The sequence below is a fragment of the Paenibacillus sp. P4_E11 genome, from assembly GCF_056401635.1.
Window position 1 is genome coordinate 21,714 of sequence record NZ_JBFUIX010000065.1, and the last position, 18,662, is coordinate 40,375.

The following is an 18,662-nucleotide window of genomic DNA, read 5'->3' on the forward strand; positions in this document are numbered from 1 at the left end:
AGCTTGCCGAGCTGATCAGCAAGGCTTGTTTGCTGATCGGGTTGGAGCTGAGTCACGCATGGAAAAATATGTGTTATAAAGAAATTAAATTACCACTGTCCCTCGCAACCGTGACAGAACGCCGCAAAGCTGAAGGTCACGATGATTCAGATTCTGCTAATTTATTCGTTTTAGCAAGTATAGTTACCGGTATTGAAGAGAGGGAACAAAAAAATGGCGTAGTGGAGGCAAAGAAAACATGACAACGATCAAAAGAGTTCATGTTATTTTCAAAACGCATTTGGATATCGGCTATACGAATATGGCCGAGCATGTGATTGAGCGTTATATGAAGCAATTTATCCCGCAGGCGTTGGATTTGTCCGAGCAGCTGGCACAGGAAGATGGGAATGCGAAATTCATATGGACGACCGGTTCATGGTTGATTCACGAATACCTGAATACGGCGGATGCGGATATGTGTATCCGCATGGAAGAAGCCATCCGGCAGGGTCGCATTGCCTGGCACGGGTTGCCGTTTACAACGCACACGGAATTGATGGATACGAAATTGTTCGAATTCGGCTTGTCTCTTTCGAAGAAGCTGGATCGGAAGTTCGGCAAAATGACGATCGCCGCGAAAATGACCGACGTACCGGGGCATACGATTGCGATGGTGCCGATTCTGGCACGAAACGGCATTCAATTTTTGCATTTGGGCGTAAACCCGGTATGCAAAAATCCACATGTGCCGCCGGTGTTCGTATGGCGTGCGGCGGACGGATCGGAAATTATCGTGAACTATTCGGACAATTATGGTACCCCGCTGCAAATGGACGGTCTCGAAGATGCGCTTTACTTCGCGCATACGGGAGATAATCATGGTCCTTCAAAAATAGAAGATGTCCGCGCTTTGTTCGCACAATTGCAAGAGCAATTTCCGGGTGCGCACATCATGGCGTCGACGCTTGACGCATTTGCCGAGAAGCTTGTCGGAAGCAAGCAGCATCTTCCGGTTATTTGCGAAGAAATAGGGGATACCTGGATTCACGGAGCCGCTTCCGATCCGTGGAAAATGGCACGGTACCGGGAACTGCTTCGCTTGCGGGACAAATGGGTTGCATCCAGAGCCTTGGACCCGTTTGGCGAACAGTACGCGCAGTTTTGCAATCGTTTGATGCTTATCCCGGAACATACGTGGGGACTGAACGAACAAGTTTATTTGGTCGACTACGACCACTATTCCGCAGCCGATTTCGCTTCAGCCAGAGCCCATGACAAGGTGAGGGAAGCAAAAATAAGAAAATATGACTATCTCTCCAGGGCTGCAAAACCCGATCGGTCGTACAGCTTCTTTGAAAGCTCTTGGATGGAACAGCGAGCCTATCTTGATCAGGCGCTGGCCGTGCTCGATAAGGAGCTGAAAGCTGAAGCGCATGAGGCGTTTGAACGTATGCAGCCTGGAACAACCGTCATTACTAATAAGGAGACGGCCAGCCTGGAAGTGAACGAATGCTATGATTTGGGGATGTTCCGTGTCCGCTTTGCTTCGGACGGTTCTATCAACCTATTGCTTGATGCGAAAGGGAAAAAGTGGGCGGACGACGAGCACAGGCTCGGGACTTATCGGTACGAAACGTTCGCGAAAGAAAATTACGACCGCTTTTTCAATGAATACGTAACCAATTTGAAGCAGCATCATGGCTGGGCGGACAACGACTTGGGCAAACCCGGGATGGAATATGCGGTGCCGAAGCCGGAGCATAAACAGTTTGGCGCTACTGTAAGGTCACTAAGTCTGGAACGGCTTGCGGATCGCGACATTGTCCTGGCCGAGATGAAACTGCCTCCCGCCGCTTGCGAGCATTTCGGTGCGCCCCGGAAGCTGGCCGTTGTTTACACCTTCTTCAATCGGGAACCGAAAATCGATATCGACCTGCATGCGCAGAATAAACAGGCATGCCGTTTGCCGGAGGCGGGATGGTTTTCATTCGCGCCGCTTACGGACAGCCCGCACCAATGGACGATGGATAAGATGGGTGCGCGGATTTCGCCATTATTTGTCGTGAAGGATGGAAACCGGAATATGCATGGCGTGGACAGCGGATTGTACTACGAAGGTCCGGAAGGCTGCTCGGTCATCGAGACGCTTGACGCGCCTCTCGTTTGCCCGGGGGAACGGCGGCTGCTACAGTTCGATAATACGTTTGCTCCGCTGGGCGGCGGGTTTCATTTTAACCTGCACAATAACGTATGGGGCACCAATTTCGCGATGTGGTTTGAAGACGATATAAAGTTTCGATTCCGGCTGATGCTGCAGTCGAATCGGATGAGATAGCGGCATTCCAAATAGATATAGGAAGAGTCCTACGTAAGCGATCGCGCTGAACAGAAGGCGATCTTCTTCTATTTGCACTGACAAGCGATGATTGTTCATAACGTTCCTAGGGAAACTGTTTCTGAAAAGGGTCGAGCTGTTTGGCAATCGGTTGCCTTCTTAATTGGAATTTGAACCCCCTACTTAGCGTCGAGAGAATAATCCCGACTTTTCCGAACTTACTTTCAATGAATGCGACGGCAGCGAATTAACCACCCGAATTTTCCCGTATTCCTTCGGAGAAATACCCATTATTTTTTTGAACAATCTGGAGAAATAATAGGGAGCGACAATGCCAACCGCTCAACCGATTTCTTTTATTGTAAGAAACTTGTCGGGAAGCCGGAGGCCGCTGATTACTTCGACGGCTTTTTTAACTTTCAGAATTTTTAAGCTCGCTAAAGCGATGCTTCGATAAAGCAGTCTGCGAAATTACTTGGATTTCATCGAATGGGCTTCAATCAGAAGCTTTTCCTATACTTAGGAACTGTGTCAGAAAGCATGCTTTTCGGCAGCTTGAAAAGGGTTTGTTTCATTATGCCCAAATGCCCCTACATGAGTTTAGACATGTGCCATGTTTTGAAGTGGTATTTTGGCACGATAAATGGGGGAGTGCCACTAAGAAATTGGCATACGGTCGGGTTTCGGCCAAAGATCAGAATCCGGAACGGCAGCTTGTTACTAACTTTTTTAAAAAATCCTAAGTGGAATCAACTTCAGGCTGGATTAAGCGGTTTGAACGCAGCTTAACTTCTCCGTTGAAGATTATTATAAACTTAGTACGCTATCATTTAATAATATGTTTTATTTCAAGCGCTTCAAATTTTTACTTTTTTCCACGGAACACTATTTCAAAACTATATTTGCGAATTTGTTTTACAATAAAAACCATTAAACCCTTGAAATACTTGGTTGCCGCACTTCAAACCTTTTTTGTCACCCAACAATTGATTCATTCCAATAAAGTGTTGTTTTGAACAATTAAGTTTTGTTCTGTTAAACATCAGGGAGGGCAAGCATCTTATAACGGTTGCCCTCTTTTTCAAAGGGTGATAAATATGGAAGATACTATTGGTAAAAAGATCAGAAAGATAAGAAAATCCAGGGAAATAAGTCAAGTCGATTTTTCATTAAGTATTGGTATTTTTCAAGGCCGATTAAGTGAGATTGAAAAAGACAAAACAAAACCATCTGCGGAGACTTTATTGCTTTGAGAAAGGAATTTGGAATAGATCTTAATTGGCTATTATGTGAATAATGTTCTGTGAAAATAGAGTATTAGACTGAAAAATAAATAAAGTATTAGAAAATAAAATACGACATGCTGCTATGCGGTTCAGGATAAAGTTTGGGTGTTATATATTCTCCAGTTGTTGAAGTATTCGAAAATTGATCAAACAATGAACAAAGTGGGAAGACTAGTGGATCACTCTGTTATGGATCTATTGTTCTTCGTTAGAGCTTAATGACTGCTGCATTTGTTTGCTCCCCACCTAGAATAAAGAGAACAGACCCACCGGAACCCCCTTCCAAATATTCTTTAAGCTGTTTCTTCACTACTCGTCATAAGCGCTTTGACGGTATACCATGTCTGCATCATGTGCCCATATAAAATCGAGATAGTTCTGATCGCTTCACTGCTTGCAGGTTGTCTTAAGCGATGGCAGATTACCGAATTAAATCCTTCATCTGCGTTATAGCAATCTGGAGCCATCGCTTGTTTTGCGACAGGCGAATAAATATCGTTCACTAGCGTTTCAATGTAATCCTTGTTTCCATACATATTTATGAGGTAGTCAATGACGCACTTGCGAACAATAGGAGCATTTTCCTGAAACAGATCATCAATGGAAACCATATCGAGCGTAATAAGTGCAATAAAAATTTTCTTGCGGGGAATCTCCTCTTCAACCATTTTTAAATCCCAGTGGTTTAAAAGTTCGGTAATCGTTTCTTCCATAAATAATCACTCAGCCATATCACAGCACCTGCTATACAGACCATAAGGAATATCAAACTTCGTCCATGCTTTTGATATGACCTCACTGCCATGCCGTGATTGAACATATAGATAAAAAATGTAACTGGTATGGCGCAACATAAAAAGCCAGAAGAACAACCAACATCCCTTCACAAGAATGAATTGCCCCAATAGCCGTTCACCTAAAACTTCTTCTGCCCGAAGTCGCGAAGATTCGGTGAAGAATTTCCTAGCGTCTACTGGGACAACCCCAATATTAAATTCCGTTGCATCATATCGCTTTTTAAACTGTTCATATTCCATTGCACGCCTTCCCCCGCTGTACTGACCCATCGTCATCATCCTGAATTCACTCACCTCACCATACTAGTTCCATGAACCAAAGATTCTGCCTGATATGACTAGCAACAGTTACCGTTATTTATATTGGATCAGACCAAAACGAATTTCCTGTGGGTCGAACAAGTAGGCAAGATAAAAACCCCCGAAGTCCATTTTGTCCTTGTCCAATTTTGCACCGTTTTCCAAGGCATTTGAAATGGTTTCATCGATGGATTCCACTTGAATTGTGACTTGTACCCGTTGTGTAAAATCCGCCTTGCGTGTAATCCCACCATCAATACCGGGCAAATCACTTGATCCTGTCGTTACAGGCCAGTAATCCCAATTTTCATCCCCGATTTTCCAATCAAACACCTTTGAGTAAAACTGAGTTGCCCCATCCGGATCCTGGGATCCCAAATCAAACAAAACGACGCGATTCATATACTCACTCCTTTATCAATTCTCTAACAATGTTCATTATAAAAACTCCAGTTGTAACCATCAACTCCTCGTCTATTACTCCTCTTTTGGCCATCCACCCCATATGCCCATGCAATTGCCATCTGGGTCGACAAATTGGAAGCTGTAGCCGCCGCCTTGTTTATAGACCATCTCCTTGACGTCAGTACCTTTCTGCTTCATCTCTTCGTATAGTTCGTGGATGTTATCCACTTGGAAAGAGAAGAAAATCTTCCTTTCCCCTTTAACAGAGATAAACTCCATTTTCGGAACCTCATTCGTATGGATCAAACCGAACCCCATCCCGTTCACGTTTAGCCAGGCTTCATCGTCTCCTTCGTTGTAGGGAAAACAGAAGCCGAGCCCGAACATGCCCGTATACCACTCCACCGATTCCTTCACATTTCTTACCGGTACTTCTATTACTTGAAGATGAAATCTCTTTACCGTCAACTACGATCCCTCCCCCAATAGTTTTCAATGTATATAACGATTCCCTGAGCGTAAAAGAAACGGTCATCCAAAAACTTTTTTCGAGTAGATTCGCATTAAGTGACCGTTCGGATCAAGAAACTCAAAGTATATGTACTCCTCCATCAAGCAAACTTTGGCCACGTCGATACCACGATTACGAAGCTGCCTATACGCAGTGAAGATTTGCTGGATGTTTCCGCTTCGAAACGCTCGGATAAAAAGCTCCACCCATTCCCGCGTCATCCCGTCCGCTGACAAAGACGGAAGTTTCGGGCGATTATCGGCATAACAGAAGGATGGATTGCCTGGTGGACAGACGCACTGCCATGACCTCGAAAGCTTCCATGACATTCACATCGTACACTATATGATGTGCGACATGCTCATCCAACAGCGGCATCTCGTGAATGGTTTTCGTCCGGTGGTGATCGATCCATGCATTTTTCGCAATACGGAACAAATAGGCCCGGTTCATCGCTGACTTCACGCTATAAACCCGATAAGCTTTCTCAAGCGTAATTTGATACAGGTCTTCACCATCCGTCTCATTGCCGAGCTGGCTATGTATGTAGATGAGATCGGAGCATCTACTCCGGTATTCTTCTCTCGAAAAGGGTTAGAGGAACAAGACCGAAATTGCAGTTCTGAAACGAGGCTATGATGCAGGTACTCAAGAGAAAAAAAGTCAGATCAATGAAAATGACCTGACTTGCATGGCGGCTTGTAATTGGCGGATTTGTTTAGTATGGTTTCAAACCAAAACTAAATCCAATCTAGATCATTTCCTCTTATCAATGTAGGTTAACAATGTGAGTATGAAAAACCCAAATGTAAACACAGTTGAAAGAGCTTGAAATGTTTCCATTCACAGCCTCCACCTTTCGAGTGAGGTGTCCGCCTTCATACAAGTCGTCGTGTTGTTAATGATAATACAAAATGGGTAATAATGTCAGTGAGGAAGGGCCTATTTATACCATATTTCTAGCAACATATTAAAACAGAAAATGCAAGCTGCAATTGCCGGCTATCATAAAAGGCATGTTTATGTCGAATGAGCATAAAGTTTTAATCAACAGCTTAAAATGTTCAATACCATTTCAACATGAAGAGTTTATCGAGTACCTTCGGCATGCATCATTATCTTCACGTACATTAAGAATGAGCTCTGAGGTCCTCACCTATTTTGATTACTGTAAAGAATGCCAACTGCTGAATTTTTAATTTTCTTTTTTTGTTCTATGAGATTCCCACCCTCAGTGAATATTTCCTTGAACGATGGGGCACCTAGAATCCCAGTTAATGCTGCGCCTATTGTCCCTAATGCGGTATTTCCTGTTGCCGCAGCAGCAATGTCAAGGCTAACAGACACTATTGAGTTAGTTAAATTGATTCCCCAAAATTTTTTAGAACTGACAAGTAGGGGGGATGAACTGTATAGCTCTCGGGATCCAACTCCCACGGGCAGAAACGTTCGATTCCCGGCTACCGCTATCTTACGACCACACAAAAATGAGGTCCACCAGAAAGATCTGGTGACCTCATAATACGAACGGGCAGGATAATGTAGGAACACACTTGTTGAAATATGGTAAAATTATCTTTAATAAGGGGGCGATTATAATCAATCTCAATCGTTATTTTGCAGTCTGGATATTCCTTTTATTAACTATGGAGTATTTTCAGTTACTTGTACATAGCCGGGAATGGAAGACCATAATGAATCGGACAAAATCGAAACACCCGGCCGCGAAGGTACGGGTGTTTGTTTGCTTGAGTTATGGGGACGCAAAACCGCTTAGGGGAGAAACGTTTCCGTAAAGCTTTTGATAATCAAAATGGGCATCGCGCCGATCGAAACGAATGCCATCATCATGCCAAACATAACGGACTTCAGTGCCTGAACAGGTCTCAATGCTTTCATAAGAAGTCATCTCCCATTTTTAGAATAGCACAAGTATATTACTTTCGTCAGCCCGATACCTTAAAGAAACATGAAAAGCAGATTAAATTCATATGCTAAGTTCTTACGTTCCTCTTTTGAAATCGGAGTATGGGTTTTTGGAGCACGACAATTACGTTAACTCAATGGTTTTGAAAATGTTTTTACACTAACGGGCACGATAGCTAAAAAAGTCACAACGGCAGCCAGCCAAGCGATCGGCTGCCGTTGTTCGTTAAAGTAACGGGCAGATTAATTGAGCTGAATACCCTTAAAGAGGATTTTAATCGTATTATAACAATGCAAATAAAAGTAAACATATACAGATATTCAAAGGAGGTAAGATTCATTAATACAAACAAGCAACTGTATGTTGGGCTAATTTCCTTCCCTATGATGATATTGTTATCCTGCTTAACCGTTATTGGAACACCTCATTTATTTGTTAGGGTTATTAATTTGATTGTAATTGTAGCTGTCTCAGGTTGTTTAGGAGCTTTCATAAGAGAAATCTTTGTTCAAAAGGAAAGGGCAAAAAAGTTATAGGTGCATGGAACTAACGATAAACTAAAGGGCACTATAGTTCAATGAAGACACGACGGTAGCCGGCAGACGATCGGCTGCCGTTTTCTCAACTAATGGGTAGATCAGTGACGTTCGGAATCGATCCTCTGGGGGGATTTAGTGATTCAGACGGCGGCATTCCTTGTGTTGCAGGGTTGCCGCCTTCGTCTTTTATTTCGATGATTTATCGTTCAATTTCGATTTTCTTGACTTGGTAGGTCCCCTCTTTAAACTCATATTTCACTAGCAGATCTACAGTTGATACAATACCTACGAACACTTTTGCAACAACTTGACCATCCATTAACAAAAAATTAATTCGAGGGATTTGAACATTCTCGAGCAGCTTCTCCTCGGATGATCCTACAAGCCAAAAAACTCCTTCCTTCGTTTCCACGCGAATACCAAATTGATCAAGATGCGGTTGGGGCTTGTATAAACTAAGTATTTTATTGACTGGATTCTCGATGGAAACCGGTATCATAGTATTTAAATCTAGAATAAAGTTACTATAGTTGATTGATATTTGGTCTTGCTGAGAGGTCTGACTCATGTTAATGGCGAGCTGATTTATGCTTTGACCGTCCCGCAATAAAGTAAGATCACGTAATTCGTATGCCATTCTCTTGGAGTCGTTATTTAGTTTATATTTCTTTTCTTGATACATCACATATACATCCCTGGCGGGTCTATTATCGAAAAGCCCTTGGTTGGGATAGTGCTTAAAGCTGAAAACCACGTCATCAAGCACTAGATCTACTTGTTCTGCCCGCCTGGCATCCCAATCTACAGAAGCAAATATGAAACCTAAAAAAACAAACCCAATGCAAAAGAGAATCACCAAACATCCATAGGGCGGCCTTACTCTTCGCTCCATCCAATCCCTTCCATTCAATTATAATTTCCCTATTCTACACATTACCATAATAAGGAATTTAGCGGCATTATATTTTATTAAGTTGGATTCCGTTTGCTATTGCGGTGGCAATCCAAAAATTAGATTATGGCTCCGACCGTCAATTAATCAGCAGCAGGCCACCACTCCTATCGGTGGCCTGCTGTGCTAACGGGCAGGTTAGTTTGAGAACATTTATGTCTTTCCAACTAGCCCTTGCAACTTCTTGATAATAAAGACGTCATATTGATCTGAATGATTATGCACTACAGAGGGGCACTGAATTTGTTACGGAGAACGATTGTTTAGGAGTTGCTTGTGAGCAGCTCCTTTTTGGTTTGCTGAAGTAACGGGCAGCTTAGTTCAATCACTCAACGTGTAGGAATTAAAGGATATCCGATGGATTTAGCGAATATTTCTAGAAATGTATCCATTAGAGGAGATTAACAATGTCTTTTTCTTTGTCAGCAGGCTGAAGGGCTGCAAATGCAATGTCATGTGCGGCACGATGCGGAATCGCTGCGCTGGTCGATAGCGGTGCCTTAAGCGTATGCGTGCATATCAATCGTATGGGGGGCGGTAAACGATGATGAGAATTGCGATTGCGGCGCCGCGCGGGTTCGCCGAGAAGAACGAAACGAACGTCGTACGCGGCGAACGGTTGCGCATGGAGCCGAACGGACCGACGCACGAACAGCTTGAGGCGTATTGGAAGCGGTTTTATTCTGCCTATCAACGATTGGTGCCGCTTGCGGAGCAATATAACATACAACTTTTGCTCGAGCTGAAGAAGGTCGCTTTCAACCGCTGCGCCAATCAAGGCCACGTGCCTGATCTTGCCGGCGACGACCGCAATCATATCAAGGCGTTGCTGTATGCGGCGGTGGAGTAGGTCGTTGGTGATGCGTATAAAAGCATGGTTCTACGGATTATCGTTTCGGAGCCGGGTCTGGCTCACGTTTGTCCTGCTCATCACACTGGCCGTAAGCGCGAACGGGACGATCTCGTACTTAATCGCCGCCAAGGTCGTGCAAAAAAACGCCTTCCGGCTCAGCGAAGATACGATCAACAAGACGGCCCAGGTCGTCGATCAGCGCCTGCGCAACATTACCGTCTCGATGATGTCGCTGACAATGAGCGATCCGTTCAAAGAGATGATGGACGATGTCGCATCGGCGAATACGAGCCGGTACTACCAGCATTTGACACTGTTGCAGAAGGTGTTCTCGCAATTCAGTTTCTACGACAGCTACATCCAATCGATTCTGATCGCCACCCCGATCGGCGACTTTTACCCGACGAATTCGATGCGTCTGACGAATCAGTCGTTCTACGACAGCGAATTGTACAAGCAGGCCAAAATCGAGAAACGGCCGTTCTGGGTGCCGCGCCACGAAGACGCTTTCTTCTCGAATCGGGAGCAGGTCATATCGCTCGTGCTGGGCACGATCGGGGAAATACCGAATCAGGATTATGACGTCTACATTATTGTCAATGTCAAGGAAACCGATTTGCTTCGCTTGATTACGGACAACCAGGATACGACCGAGACCGGACTGAGCTATATGTTCATCAACGAGGAAGGGCAGGAAATCGTTCGCTTGCCTCTTTATGCGGCTACCGACGCCAAGTGGCGATCTTCCTTCCTCGAACGGCTGCACAGGGACCAAACCGGCTACTTTTTTTATCCGCTGAATGGCAACGAATCGCTCATCAACTACGCGCGTCTGGAAGTGGGCGGGAACTGGATTTTACTTGGCGTCCAGTCCAAGGAGCGTCTGCTCGCCCAAGTCAACGGCATCAAACGATCGACGCTGTACGCGCTGTTCGGCTGCCTGCTGCTCTCCCTGTTCGTGTCGAACGGGCTGACGAGGCTGCTGCTCAAGCCGCTATACAAGCTGCAGGAGCTGATGAAGCGGGTGGAGCATAACGACTTGAACGTGCGTTATGCAAGCCATTACCGGGATGAGGTTGCCCAGGTTGGGTTTCGCTTCAATCGCATGCTGGACGAAATCAAACGATTGATCCAGGACGTCACGGACGGGGAAATGGAAAAGCGGAAGGCGGAAATCAAAGCGTTGACCGCCCAGATGGATCCGCACTTCCTCTATAACACGCTGAACACGATTTATTGCAAATCGGAGCTCGGGGCAAACGACGACGTGAACGACATGATTCTTTCGCTCGCCCACATGTTCCAGCTCGGCCTTAGCAACGGCCGCGATTGGGTTACGCTGGAAGATGAAATTACCCACATGAAGATGTATTTGGCGATCCAGAATAAATGCTACGACACGCTATTTGATTACCGCCTCGAAATCGGCAGCGGGGTGAACCTGTCGTCGATCGTACTGAAAATTTTGCTGCAGCCTCTTGTCGAGAACGCGATTATCCATGGCTTTCAAAACATCGAAAACGGCGGGCACATCGACATCGCCATCCGTGCAGAGGCGGCGCAGCTCGTCCTTTCGGTCAAGGACAACGGCTGCGGCATGGACATCGAGGAGGTTTATCGCAACATGCGTCATGCCGCCACAAGCAATAAAGGCTATGCTCTGCGCAACATTGCGCATCGGCTGCAATTGTATTATGGCGAACAAGCGCGGATGGATCTATACAGCGAGCCGGGCTGCGGCGCGGAAGTCGTGCTGCGGCTGCCGGTAACGGAAGGAGGAGACGCAGATGATTGAACGGCTCATTCGACTATGCGTGATCGACGATATCAGTAGTGTCGTCGAGATGATTACGAGCCGGATCGATTGGACGTCATACGGGATCGAGGTTGCAGGTACGGCCGGAAGCGGTGTCGACGGCCTGCGGCTCGTCGAGGAGATGCGCCCGGATATCGTGTTGACGGACATTCGGATGCCGAGAATGGACGGTCTGGAAATGACCGCTCACATCATGAAGCTGGATCCGCACTGCAAAGTCGTTATTTTGAGCGGCTATACCGATTTTGCCTATGCGCAACAAGCCATTCGGCTTGGTGCGTTCGATTTTTTGAAGAAGCCGTTCTCGCGCGCAGAAATAGTCAAAGTGGTGCTGAAAGCGAAGGAGGCGTGGGAAGAGGAGCGGCGCAGCATGATCGAGGTTCACGAAATGGAGAAACGGCTGAAGGAAAGCATGCCGCTCCTGCGCCAGGAATATTTGAACACGCTCGTTCATCACCGAACAAACGCCGAGCAGGCCGAGAATCGTTGGCGGTATTTTCAAATTCCGCTGGAACCGGTGCAGCTCGTGGCGATGATTGTGGAAATCGATCGTTTCGATGGCAACTACGCGGCGCTGCCTACCCACGAAGTGGAACTGATCCGGTTTGCCATGCAAAACATTCTCGAGGAAACGATTGGCACGTTTACGAAAGGCGTCGTATTCCGGGAGAGTGACAATCGCCACGTCTGTATCCTCAATTGTGACGATCCGGAGCTGGCCAGCCGTATCGCCGACCGCTGCTGCGCTCATATCGCGCAGTATACCCGCTTCACCATCTCGATCGGCATCGGCTTGATTGCGGACGATATTAGCCAGCTTCCGGATTCGTACGAGCAAGCGTTGCACGCCTTTTCCTACCATTTCTACACCGGGGGCAATGGGGCGTTCAGCTTTGCTCATATCGCCGGCGCTGATAAGGAACCGCCGCATTTCGCGTCTGGAGCCGCTCAGGAGCTGCTGTTCGCTTTGCGTTCGGGGAACCTCGAGAAAAGCTCGGGGTTGCTTGCGCAACTGCTAAACGACTTATTCGCCGGGACGCCAAAGCCCGATTATGTGATCAGCGTTTGTTACGAGCTGGCGTTTATGATGCTGCGGGTGTTGCTGGAGAAGCTGCCTTATGAGCAAGTTAGGGGATTGGAGCGGCGCATTCGCGAGAACAAGGCGGCGGAGCCAACGATGCAAGAGCGACGGCAGTTGCTCGACGACATTTGCCGCAAGGGCTGTGAGTGGATTGAGATGCAGCGAACGAGCGAGTCGGAACAAATCGTCCGGCAGTCGATGCAGTACATCCGGGACAATCTCAAGCAGCAACTTACCGTCGAACAGTGCGCCAAACAGGCTAACCTCAGCGCCGGTTACTTCTCCAACGTGTTCAAGAAAATCGTCGGCGTGACCGTGCAACAGTTCATCACGCAAGAGCGGATCGAACGGGCCAAGCAGATGCTGATCGAAGACTATCAGGTGCAGGAAATCGCCGATGCGCTAAGCTATGAGCACCGGCGATACTTTAGCGAAGTGTTCAAGAAGATGACCGGCATGACGCCGTCGGAGTTCAGGCAGGAGTACTTGGGCAAGACCGGGCCGTAAGCGAAACTTCGCCGTTTTGTTACCCTGGATGTTGGTCGTGCCGCATGTACAGTCGGTGTCCCAGGCTTCATACTGGAAGAGCAAGCAGTAAACTTCAGGGGGCCCGCACGATGTTACCGCAGCGCGGGTAACGAACTAAAGGGAGGATTTTCGGCATGAGGAAAAAGATCGGGTATATGGGACTCAGCGTTCTGATGACGTTGGCGCTGGCCGCTTGCAGCAGCAGTGGTGGCACAGGCGGTACCGACGGTGCAAGCCCGGGCGCTTCCGCGTCCGCAAGTAAAAAGGGTTCGGAAGATAAGGTGAAGCTGGAGTTCTGGTCGGTTGATCGTACGGACGCCGATTACACGCGAGAAAAAATCGCCAAGTTTCAAACCGAAAACCCTGGGATTGAAATCAATTATGTTGTCAAGACGGAAGAGTACAATCAGGCGATCGATCTCGCTTTTGCATCCTCGCAGTCGCCGGACATTTTTCGCGTCAAGGAGAACACGATCCAGACGTTCTACAAAAAAGGCTATATGGAGCCACTCGACGATTATTTTAGCGCCGAGTTTAAAAACAAGTTCACGCCGCTGAAAGATCTGAACCTGTTTGATGGCAAATTGTACAGTTTTCCGAACTACGGCTTCACGATGCGGCTTGTATACAACGTTAATCTGTTCGAGAAGGCCGGCATCAAAAATCCGCCGAGCACGCTGCAGGAAATGGTTGAAACGGCGAAGAAGCTTACTGCCGTCGGCAAAGCGGATGGAGCTTACGGCTTCGCCCTCAACTTCAAGAGCCCGGCAAGCGCCTTCGACCGTTCGGCGCGCGCTATCGCCGAGCTGAACGGCTATGGCGGTTTCGGCTTCGATTTCAAAACCGGTCGATTCGATGTTAGCGGGTTCAAGCCCATTGTCGAAGCGTTCCGACAGATGCAAGTCGACGGCAGCACCCTGCCGGGCATGGAATCGCTCGACATCGACCCGCTCCGCGCCCAGTTTGCCGAAGGCAAAATCGGCATGTACATCTCATTCTCTTCCGAGCCGGGCGTCTACCAGAACCAGTTTCCGGCCAAAATCCGCTGGGCGGCGGCGCAGGTGCCTACGTTCGACGGAACCGTGCGCGGCGCATCCGGCTTCCTTGGCGGCCAGTGGCTCAGTATCAGCAAAAACTCCAAGCATAAGAAAGAAGCCGCCAAGTTTCTGAATTTCATGTACGGCGAGCAAATATTGCTCGATTATCACGAAAAAGGAATCGGGCTCTCGATGGTGCCATCGGTGCTGAGCAAGGCGAAAAAAGCGGATATCAAAGGCATGGAAGGGTTTGTTCCGACAAAGTACGACGGCGCGTGGCCGATTCAGCCAACCGTAGCCGTACAAGGCGAAAAATACCAGGACGCGTTCTTCAAGTACATGCTGCTAGGCGGCGATCTGGACAAAATCATCGCCGATCTAAACAAGCGCTACAACGAGGGTCTTGACAAAGCGATCGCCGCCAAGGAAGTGGATGTGAAGCCCGATCCAAGCTTCGATCCGAAAAATTTGCAAAATATGTTAGTGAAGTAAGATTAGACCGGCAGGGCGAAAGGTCAGAAGCGACTTCTGGCCTTTCGTCGCTCCTGGGGGAACTTGTGCGAAAAGCTGATCTTTACCTTCGCCTGGCGACCTTATGCATGTGAACCCATTGCCCTACAATGGAGGAATGACAAATCTCGGGGGAAAGGTTCGTGGGATTCATGAAACAATGGAGAACGAATGCGGCGGGCGCTTTTTTCACCTTGCCCAGTCTTCTCTTGACACTCGTGTTTACGGTTTATCCGATATTTTGGGTGTTCCGGTACATGTTTTACGATTACAAAGGGTACGGAACACCCCGTTTCATCGGCCTGGACAACTTCCGCACCTTATGGTCGGATGATTTGCTGTGGAATTCCGTCGTCAATACATTCGTCTATGCCGGAGGGAAGCTGATTTTGACGCTGCCGCTGGCGTTGATTTTGGCGGTCATTCTCAACCGCGCGCTCAAAGGGCGGCAGCTCTTGCGGGCGATTTACTTCTTGCCGACGATTATCAGCTCCGCGGTGATGGCCGTCGTGTTTTTCATCGTGTTCAACTCGTACAACGGCATTTTGAACCAGTTTCTGATCAAGCTTGGAATCACCGCCAAAGGTGTCGAATGGCTGGGACCGAAATACGCTATGCTGACGATCATTCTCATCGCGGTATGGGGCGCGGTCGGCAACTATATGATTTTGTTCATCGCCGGTCTGCAGAATATTCCGAACGAGGTCATCGAAAGCGCAGAATTGGACGGCGCGGGCGCCTTGCAAAAGTTTTGGTACATCACGGTGCCGATGCTCGGTCCGGTGCTGCAGATGATCATCATGCTGGCGATCATCAACTCGCTCAAAAGCTATGAAAGTATCATGGTGCTGACGGACGGCGGGCCGATCGGCAAAACCGAAGTGATGTTTCTGTACCTGTATCGTCTTCTGTTCCCGACGCCGTCGGCTAGCAATGTACTGGAGCAACAAATCGGCTACGGCAGCGCGGTCGGATTCGTGACGGCGTTAATCGTCGGCGGCGTGACAGCCCTGTACTTTTATTTGTCCAGAAGGTTGAATCGAATCATGTAACCCCATTATACTTATCGTCTTTTCTTGGAGGAATCGATCATGCAGCAAGCAATTGCAGGAAAGCCCATGCCGAGCGCTCCGAGCGGCGTCGTTCCCGTCTTTCTGCGACCCGGAACGATCGTCCTATGGATCTTTTTGCTGGTCATGGCGTTTCTCATGTTATTTCCGGTGCTCGTGGCCATCCTCGGTTCGTTCAAAACGAATGCCGAATTGACCACTGGCGCCACCGTACTGCCAAAGACTTGGCACATCTCCAACTACGCGGAAGCGTGGAAGACAGCCAATTTCTCCCGTTATACGTGGAACAGCTTGTTCATCAGTCTGACCACGACCGTAGGAACGCTGCTCGTCGCCTCGATGGCTGCCTATGGGGTGGATCGGCTGCGATTTGCGGGCAGACGAATGTTCATCTTCATCCAAGCGGCCACGATGTTTATCTCTGTTGGTCCGCTGGTGCTGCATCCGCAATTCCGACTCATGGTCGCGCTGCACCTGCAAGCTTCGCTGTGGGGTGTCGTTATTTTGTTGGTCAGCGCCCATGCCGCCACTTACTTCATCCTGTACAGCTTCGTCAGGGCAATCCCGAGAGAGCTGGACGAGGCCGCCAAAATCGACGGCAGCTCGATGCTGGGCACGTATTGGCGGATCATCCTGCCCTTGCTTGGGCCGGGGCTGGGGGTATCGGCGCTTTTTACGTTCCGTGCGGCCTGGAATGAATACATTATGCCGCTCGTGTTCACGATGAGCCAGCCGACATTGCAGCCGCTCACGGTAGGCTTGTCCAACTTGCGCTACGGCGCTTCTGCGGCTGCGCAAACGCACTATATGATGGCCGGCGCCTGTCTGTCGATCCTGCCCATACTCGTCGTTTACGTGTTTGCGAACAAATCGTTTATGCAGATGACGGCAGGTTCGCTAAAAGGATAATACCGGCTTTCATACAAGCCAGCCCTCGCTCTCGCGGGGGCTGATTTTTGCATATGCGGGCATCGGAGCAAATATTTGTTTGTCGGGTCGACGGTACCATTCTAACGCCATTGTCGGTAAGTTTCACGCCGACATATTACGTGAGCGGCAACGCCATGGCCGTGAGTGGCGAATCCATCATGCCGTCGGTTGCCGCTATGAATCGAGTCATGTTACATCGCCCGTGTTTTGCTCTTTCTGTAGACGCGTGACTAGAAGCATGGCCTACCGGGTATACAACCCGAAACAAGATTTGCACCGGTACCGAAGGTCATCCGGCAGCAAGTTCCAACCAACCTAACAAAGGGATATCATCTATCAGAATGAAAAGGTAACGGCATTTATAGCGAGCAAATGGTGGCCAAACAATAAAGGACATGTTCTTGTTGTKCCTAATCAACATTTCGAGCTTTGAACTCCCTGCGGATTACGCTGTTGAAATTCACCGCGCGGCWCAGCTTACAGCRTTTGCAATGAAAAGTAMATATGGATGTGATGGGATTTCTACGCGGCAACATAATGAGCCTGCTGRCAATCAAGACGTGTGGCATTATCATCTCCATGTTTACCCTAGATATGTGAATGATCAACTTTATCTGACACCGGTTACATTTATTGGCTTAGTGTATATTTTCGTTAAAATGTTGGCGGTACCCCTAAACGCTCTTCCAAAATCACGCGCAGCTCATCAGGAATCCGTTCAAACTCGACCCCTTTCCCCAAATACAAAAGCCAATCCGCATAATACGCCAGCGCCTCAACATCGGTCACATCCAGTTGAACATTGAAAATCCCGCTCGACTGAAACATCCCAGTTAAGGACAAAATAATCCCCGGCGGGTGCATACGCTTAAAACGCTGAATCCCAGTCATATCAAGCTTCACAACAAGATTGGACTCACGTGCACCAAGCAGTTTTTTGCTTAAAATCTCTCGCTCAGACCACTTCATCTCCTGCTCAGAAATTACCGAATCCCGCAGCATCTCAACAGGCAAATAACGAAACTCATCCGTATCAAAATCATAAACCTCGACCCGCCACTGAGCGTTCGAGTTAAAAATATGCAGCAAAAAAACGTCCATCAACTGCGGCCAGCCCGGACTCAGCTCATAAGTCAAGCGCAAGTGCCTATCTCGCACAGCAAGCGAAATCAGCTGGTTCAGCTCCGCAGGCGCCGCATCATCGAGCTCCAAAAGATTCGGGTTGGCAGGATTTGTATTTTCAAAAAGCAAGATATTATTCAGCTCGATCAGCTCGTCTTGCTGGGTTTGCGACGCGATGCCGATAAGTTTTTCAGTGATAGAACGGCGATTTTGCAGATAAGGCAGCTGCGAATTTTTCGAGGCGATAAAGCTGATAAAAATCGCCTTCAGCTCTTCTGGCGTGAAGCGGACGGCGGGCAAATACTGATTTTGCAGGACAAAGTAGCCGCCACCACGTCCAAGCTCGGTCGTCAGCGGAAAACCCATTGCCTGAATCTCGTTAATGTCGCGGATCGCCGTCGCGCGGGAAATCTTGAACTCCCGCTGAATCTCGGCAATCGTAAAATGCGCGCGGTTATTGATATAGCGCATGATCAAGTTCACTCGTTCTGTTTTCTTCATGATTTTATTGTACCAAAAATGTAGCAAAAAAAAATGTCAGTACTGATAGATAACTTGTCAGGGGAAAAGTAAATAAAACTTTACTTTTTTGATTTTCAATAAAGAGTATCATTTTTTGATACATTTAACTAATAGAATCAATCTTGTAAAAAATAAATCCACAAGGGAGAGAACAAAATG

General features: G+C 47.7%; 20 protein-coding genes. 10 read left to right on the top strand and 10 right to left on the bottom strand.

The window, feature by feature from the left end; genetic code table 11:
• Nucleotides 1-29 precede the first annotated feature (29 nt).
• Together AC1DWB_RS22155 and AC1DWB_RS22160 are read left to right on the top strand one after the other, a co-directional pair.
• Nucleotides 30-242 (top strand): hypothetical protein, encoded by a 213-nt coding sequence (locus AC1DWB_RS22155; RefSeq protein ID WP_477543262.1) that lies wholly within the window; start codon nucleotides 30-32, stop codon nucleotides 240-242.
• Complete coding sequence (locus AC1DWB_RS22160; protein WP_477543263.1) at nucleotides 239-2,317, top strand: DUF5054 domain-containing protein; 2,079 nt, start codon at nucleotides 239-241, stop codon at nucleotides 2,315-2,317. The genes AC1DWB_RS22155 and AC1DWB_RS22160 overlap by 4 nt, the downstream gene beginning before the upstream one ends.
• 183 nt (nucleotides 2,318-2,500) lie before the next feature.
• Here AC1DWB_RS22160 and AC1DWB_RS22165 read toward each other — a convergent pair whose 3' ends face one another.
• Nucleotides 2,501-2,650, bottom strand: a complete 150-nt coding sequence (locus tag AC1DWB_RS22165) for an AraC family transcriptional regulator (protein ID WP_477543275.1) — start codon at nucleotides 2,648-2,650, stop codon at nucleotides 2,501-2,503.
• A 764-nt stretch (nucleotides 2,651-3,414) separates the two neighbouring features.
• On the opposite strand from AC1DWB_RS22165, the gene AC1DWB_RS22170 reads away from it, so the two are divergent.
• Complete coding sequence (locus tag AC1DWB_RS22170; protein WP_477543264.1) at nucleotides 3,415-3,570, top strand: helix-turn-helix transcriptional regulator; 156 nt, start codon at nucleotides 3,415-3,417, stop codon at nucleotides 3,568-3,570.
• A gap of 326 nt (nucleotides 3,571-3,896) precedes the next feature.
• Here the strand turns inward: AC1DWB_RS22170 and AC1DWB_RS22175 are convergent, their stop codons facing one another.
• The 8 genes from AC1DWB_RS22175 to AC1DWB_RS22210 all read right to left on the bottom strand — a co-directional run bounded on the left by AC1DWB_RS22175 (nucleotide 3,897) and on the right by AC1DWB_RS22210 (nucleotide 8,974).
• Nucleotides 3,897-4,316, bottom strand: coding sequence for a hypothetical protein (locus AC1DWB_RS22175; RefSeq protein WP_477543265.1), 420 nt, complete (start codon nucleotides 4,314-4,316; stop codon nucleotides 3,897-3,899).
• A 6-nt stretch (nucleotides 4,317-4,322) separates the two neighbouring features.
• Nucleotides 4,323-4,670: a hypothetical protein gene (locus AC1DWB_RS22180; RefSeq protein ID WP_477543266.1), complete on the bottom strand. Its 348-nt coding sequence runs from the start codon at nucleotides 4,668-4,670 to the stop codon at nucleotides 4,323-4,325.
• Nucleotides 4,671-4,754: 84 nt separating this feature from the next.
• Nucleotides 4,755-5,102, bottom strand: a complete 348-nt coding sequence (locus tag AC1DWB_RS22185; protein ID WP_477543267.1) for a VOC family protein — start codon at nucleotides 5,100-5,102, stop codon at nucleotides 4,755-4,757.
• A gap of 75 nt (nucleotides 5,103-5,177) precedes the next feature.
• Nucleotides 5,178-5,573 (bottom strand): VOC family protein, encoded by a 396-nt coding sequence (locus tag AC1DWB_RS22190; protein ID WP_477543268.1) that lies wholly within the window; start codon nucleotides 5,571-5,573, stop codon nucleotides 5,178-5,180.
• 298 nt (nucleotides 5,574-5,871) lie between these two features.
• Nucleotides 5,872-6,168: an RNA polymerase sigma factor gene (locus AC1DWB_RS22195; protein WP_477543276.1), complete on the bottom strand. Its 297-nt coding sequence runs from the start codon at nucleotides 6,166-6,168 to the stop codon at nucleotides 5,872-5,874.
• A 204-nt stretch (nucleotides 6,169-6,372) separates the two neighbouring features.
• On the bottom strand, nucleotides 6,373-6,459 hold the full coding sequence (locus tag AC1DWB_RS22200) for a putative holin-like toxin (protein ID WP_477543277.1): 87 nt from the start codon (nucleotides 6,457-6,459) through the stop codon (nucleotides 6,373-6,375).
• Between the two features lie 930 nt (nucleotides 6,460-7,389).
• A complete protein-coding gene (locus AC1DWB_RS22205; protein ID WP_477543269.1) occupies nucleotides 7,390-7,515 on the bottom strand; it encodes a hypothetical protein in 126 nt (41 codons plus the stop codon).
• A 766-nt stretch (nucleotides 7,516-8,281) separates the two neighbouring features.
• Nucleotides 8,282-8,974 carry a hypothetical protein gene (locus tag AC1DWB_RS22210; RefSeq protein ID WP_477543270.1) on the bottom strand — a complete coding sequence of 231 codons (693 nt, stop codon included), beginning with the start codon at nucleotides 8,972-8,974 and terminating at the stop codon, nucleotides 8,282-8,284.
• Nucleotides 8,975-9,578: 604 nt separating this feature from the next.
• On the opposite strand from AC1DWB_RS22210, the gene AC1DWB_RS22215 reads away from it, so the two are divergent.
• The 7 genes from AC1DWB_RS22215 to AC1DWB_RS22245 all read left to right on the top strand — a co-directional run bounded on the left by AC1DWB_RS22215 (nucleotide 9,579) and on the right by AC1DWB_RS22245 (nucleotide 17,292).
• Complete coding sequence (locus tag AC1DWB_RS22215) at nucleotides 9,579-9,884, top strand: hypothetical protein (protein ID WP_477543271.1); 306 nt, start codon at nucleotides 9,579-9,581, stop codon at nucleotides 9,882-9,884.
• Between the two features lie 10 nt (nucleotides 9,885-9,894).
• Entirely contained in the window at nucleotides 9,895-11,682 is a 1,788-nt protein-coding gene (locus tag AC1DWB_RS22220) for a sensor histidine kinase (protein WP_477543278.1), read from the top strand.
• Nucleotides 11,675-13,291 (top strand): response regulator, encoded by a 1,617-nt coding sequence (locus AC1DWB_RS22225; RefSeq protein ID WP_477543272.1) that lies wholly within the window; start codon nucleotides 11,675-11,677, stop codon nucleotides 13,289-13,291. Before AC1DWB_RS22220 ends, AC1DWB_RS22225 begins: the two co-directional genes overlap by 8 nt.
• 155 nt (nucleotides 13,292-13,446) lie before the next feature.
• A complete protein-coding gene (locus tag AC1DWB_RS22230) occupies nucleotides 13,447-14,841 on the top strand; it encodes an ABC transporter substrate-binding protein (RefSeq protein WP_477543273.1) in 1,395 nt (464 codons plus the stop codon).
• A 170-nt stretch (nucleotides 14,842-15,011) separates the two neighbouring features.
• Nucleotides 15,012-15,911, top strand: coding sequence for a carbohydrate ABC transporter permease (locus AC1DWB_RS22235; RefSeq protein ID WP_477543279.1), 900 nt, complete (start codon nucleotides 15,012-15,014; stop codon nucleotides 15,909-15,911).
• Between the two features lie 66 nt (nucleotides 15,912-15,977).
• Nucleotides 15,978-16,838: a carbohydrate ABC transporter permease gene (locus AC1DWB_RS22240; protein WP_477543280.1), complete on the top strand. Its 861-nt coding sequence runs from the start codon at nucleotides 15,978-15,980 to the stop codon at nucleotides 16,836-16,838.
• A gap of 382 nt (nucleotides 16,839-17,220) precedes the next feature.
• Nucleotides 17,221-17,292 (top strand): hypothetical protein, encoded by a 72-nt coding sequence (locus AC1DWB_RS22245; protein ID WP_477543281.1) that lies wholly within the window; start codon nucleotides 17,221-17,223, stop codon nucleotides 17,290-17,292.
• A gap of 221 nt (nucleotides 17,293-17,513) precedes the next feature.
• On the opposite strand, the gene AC1DWB_RS22250 is transcribed toward AC1DWB_RS22245, so the two are convergent.
• The gene (locus AC1DWB_RS22250; RefSeq protein ID WP_477543274.1) at nucleotides 17,514-18,482 is read right to left on the bottom strand and encodes a helix-turn-helix transcriptional regulator; all 969 of its coding nucleotides are present in this window, start codon (nucleotides 18,480-18,482) and stop codon (nucleotides 17,514-17,516) included.
• Nucleotides 18,483-18,662: the final 180 nt, after the last annotated feature.

Bases quoted from the DNA above. Each gene is read 5' to 3' on its own strand.
- AC1DWB_RS22160 (WP_477543263.1), top strand. From the start codon at position 239: ATGACAACGATCAAAAGAGTTCATGTTATTTTCAAAACGCATTTGGAT.
- AC1DWB_RS22170 (WP_477543264.1), top strand. From the start codon at position 3,415: ATGGAAGATACTATTGGTAAAAAGATCAGAAAGATAAGAAAATCCAGG.
- AC1DWB_RS22175 (WP_477543265.1), bottom strand. From the start codon at position 4,316: ATGGAAGAAACGATTACCGAACTTTTAAACCACTGGGATTTAAAAATG.
- AC1DWB_RS22180 (WP_477543266.1), bottom strand. From the start codon at position 4,670: ATGGGTCAGTACAGCGGGGGAAGGCGTGCAATGGAATATGAACAGTTT.
- AC1DWB_RS22185 (WP_477543267.1), bottom strand. From the start codon at position 5,102: ATGAATCGCGTCGTTTTGTTTGATTTGGGATCCCAGGATCCGGATGGG.
- AC1DWB_RS22200 (WP_477543277.1), bottom strand. From the start codon at position 6,459: ATGGAAACATTTCAAGCTCTTTCAACTGTGTTTACATTTGGGTTTTTC.
- AC1DWB_RS22205 (WP_477543269.1), bottom strand. From the start codon at position 7,515: ATGAAAGCATTGAGACCTGTTCAGGCACTGAAGTCCGTTATGTTTGGC.
- AC1DWB_RS22210 (WP_477543270.1), bottom strand. From the start codon at position 8,974: ATGGAGCGAAGAGTAAGGCCGCCCTATGGATGTTTGGTGATTCTCTTT.
- AC1DWB_RS22215 (WP_477543271.1), top strand. From the start codon at position 9,579: ATGATGAGAATTGCGATTGCGGCGCCGCGCGGGTTCGCCGAGAAGAAC.
- AC1DWB_RS22220 (WP_477543278.1), top strand. From the start codon at position 9,895: ATGCGTATAAAAGCATGGTTCTACGGATTATCGTTTCGGAGCCGGGTC.
- AC1DWB_RS22225 (WP_477543272.1), top strand. From the start codon at position 11,675: ATGATTGAACGGCTCATTCGACTATGCGTGATCGACGATATCAGTAGT.
- AC1DWB_RS22230 (WP_477543273.1), top strand. From the start codon at position 13,447: ATGAGGAAAAAGATCGGGTATATGGGACTCAGCGTTCTGATGACGTTG.
- AC1DWB_RS22235 (WP_477543279.1), top strand. From the start codon at position 15,012: ATGAAACAATGGAGAACGAATGCGGCGGGCGCTTTTTTCACCTTGCCC.
- AC1DWB_RS22240 (WP_477543280.1), top strand. From the start codon at position 15,978: ATGCCGAGCGCTCCGAGCGGCGTCGTTCCCGTCTTTCTGCGACCCGGA.
- AC1DWB_RS22250 (WP_477543274.1), bottom strand. From the start codon at position 18,482: ATGAAGAAAACAGAACGAGTGAACTTGATCATGCGCTATATCAATAAC.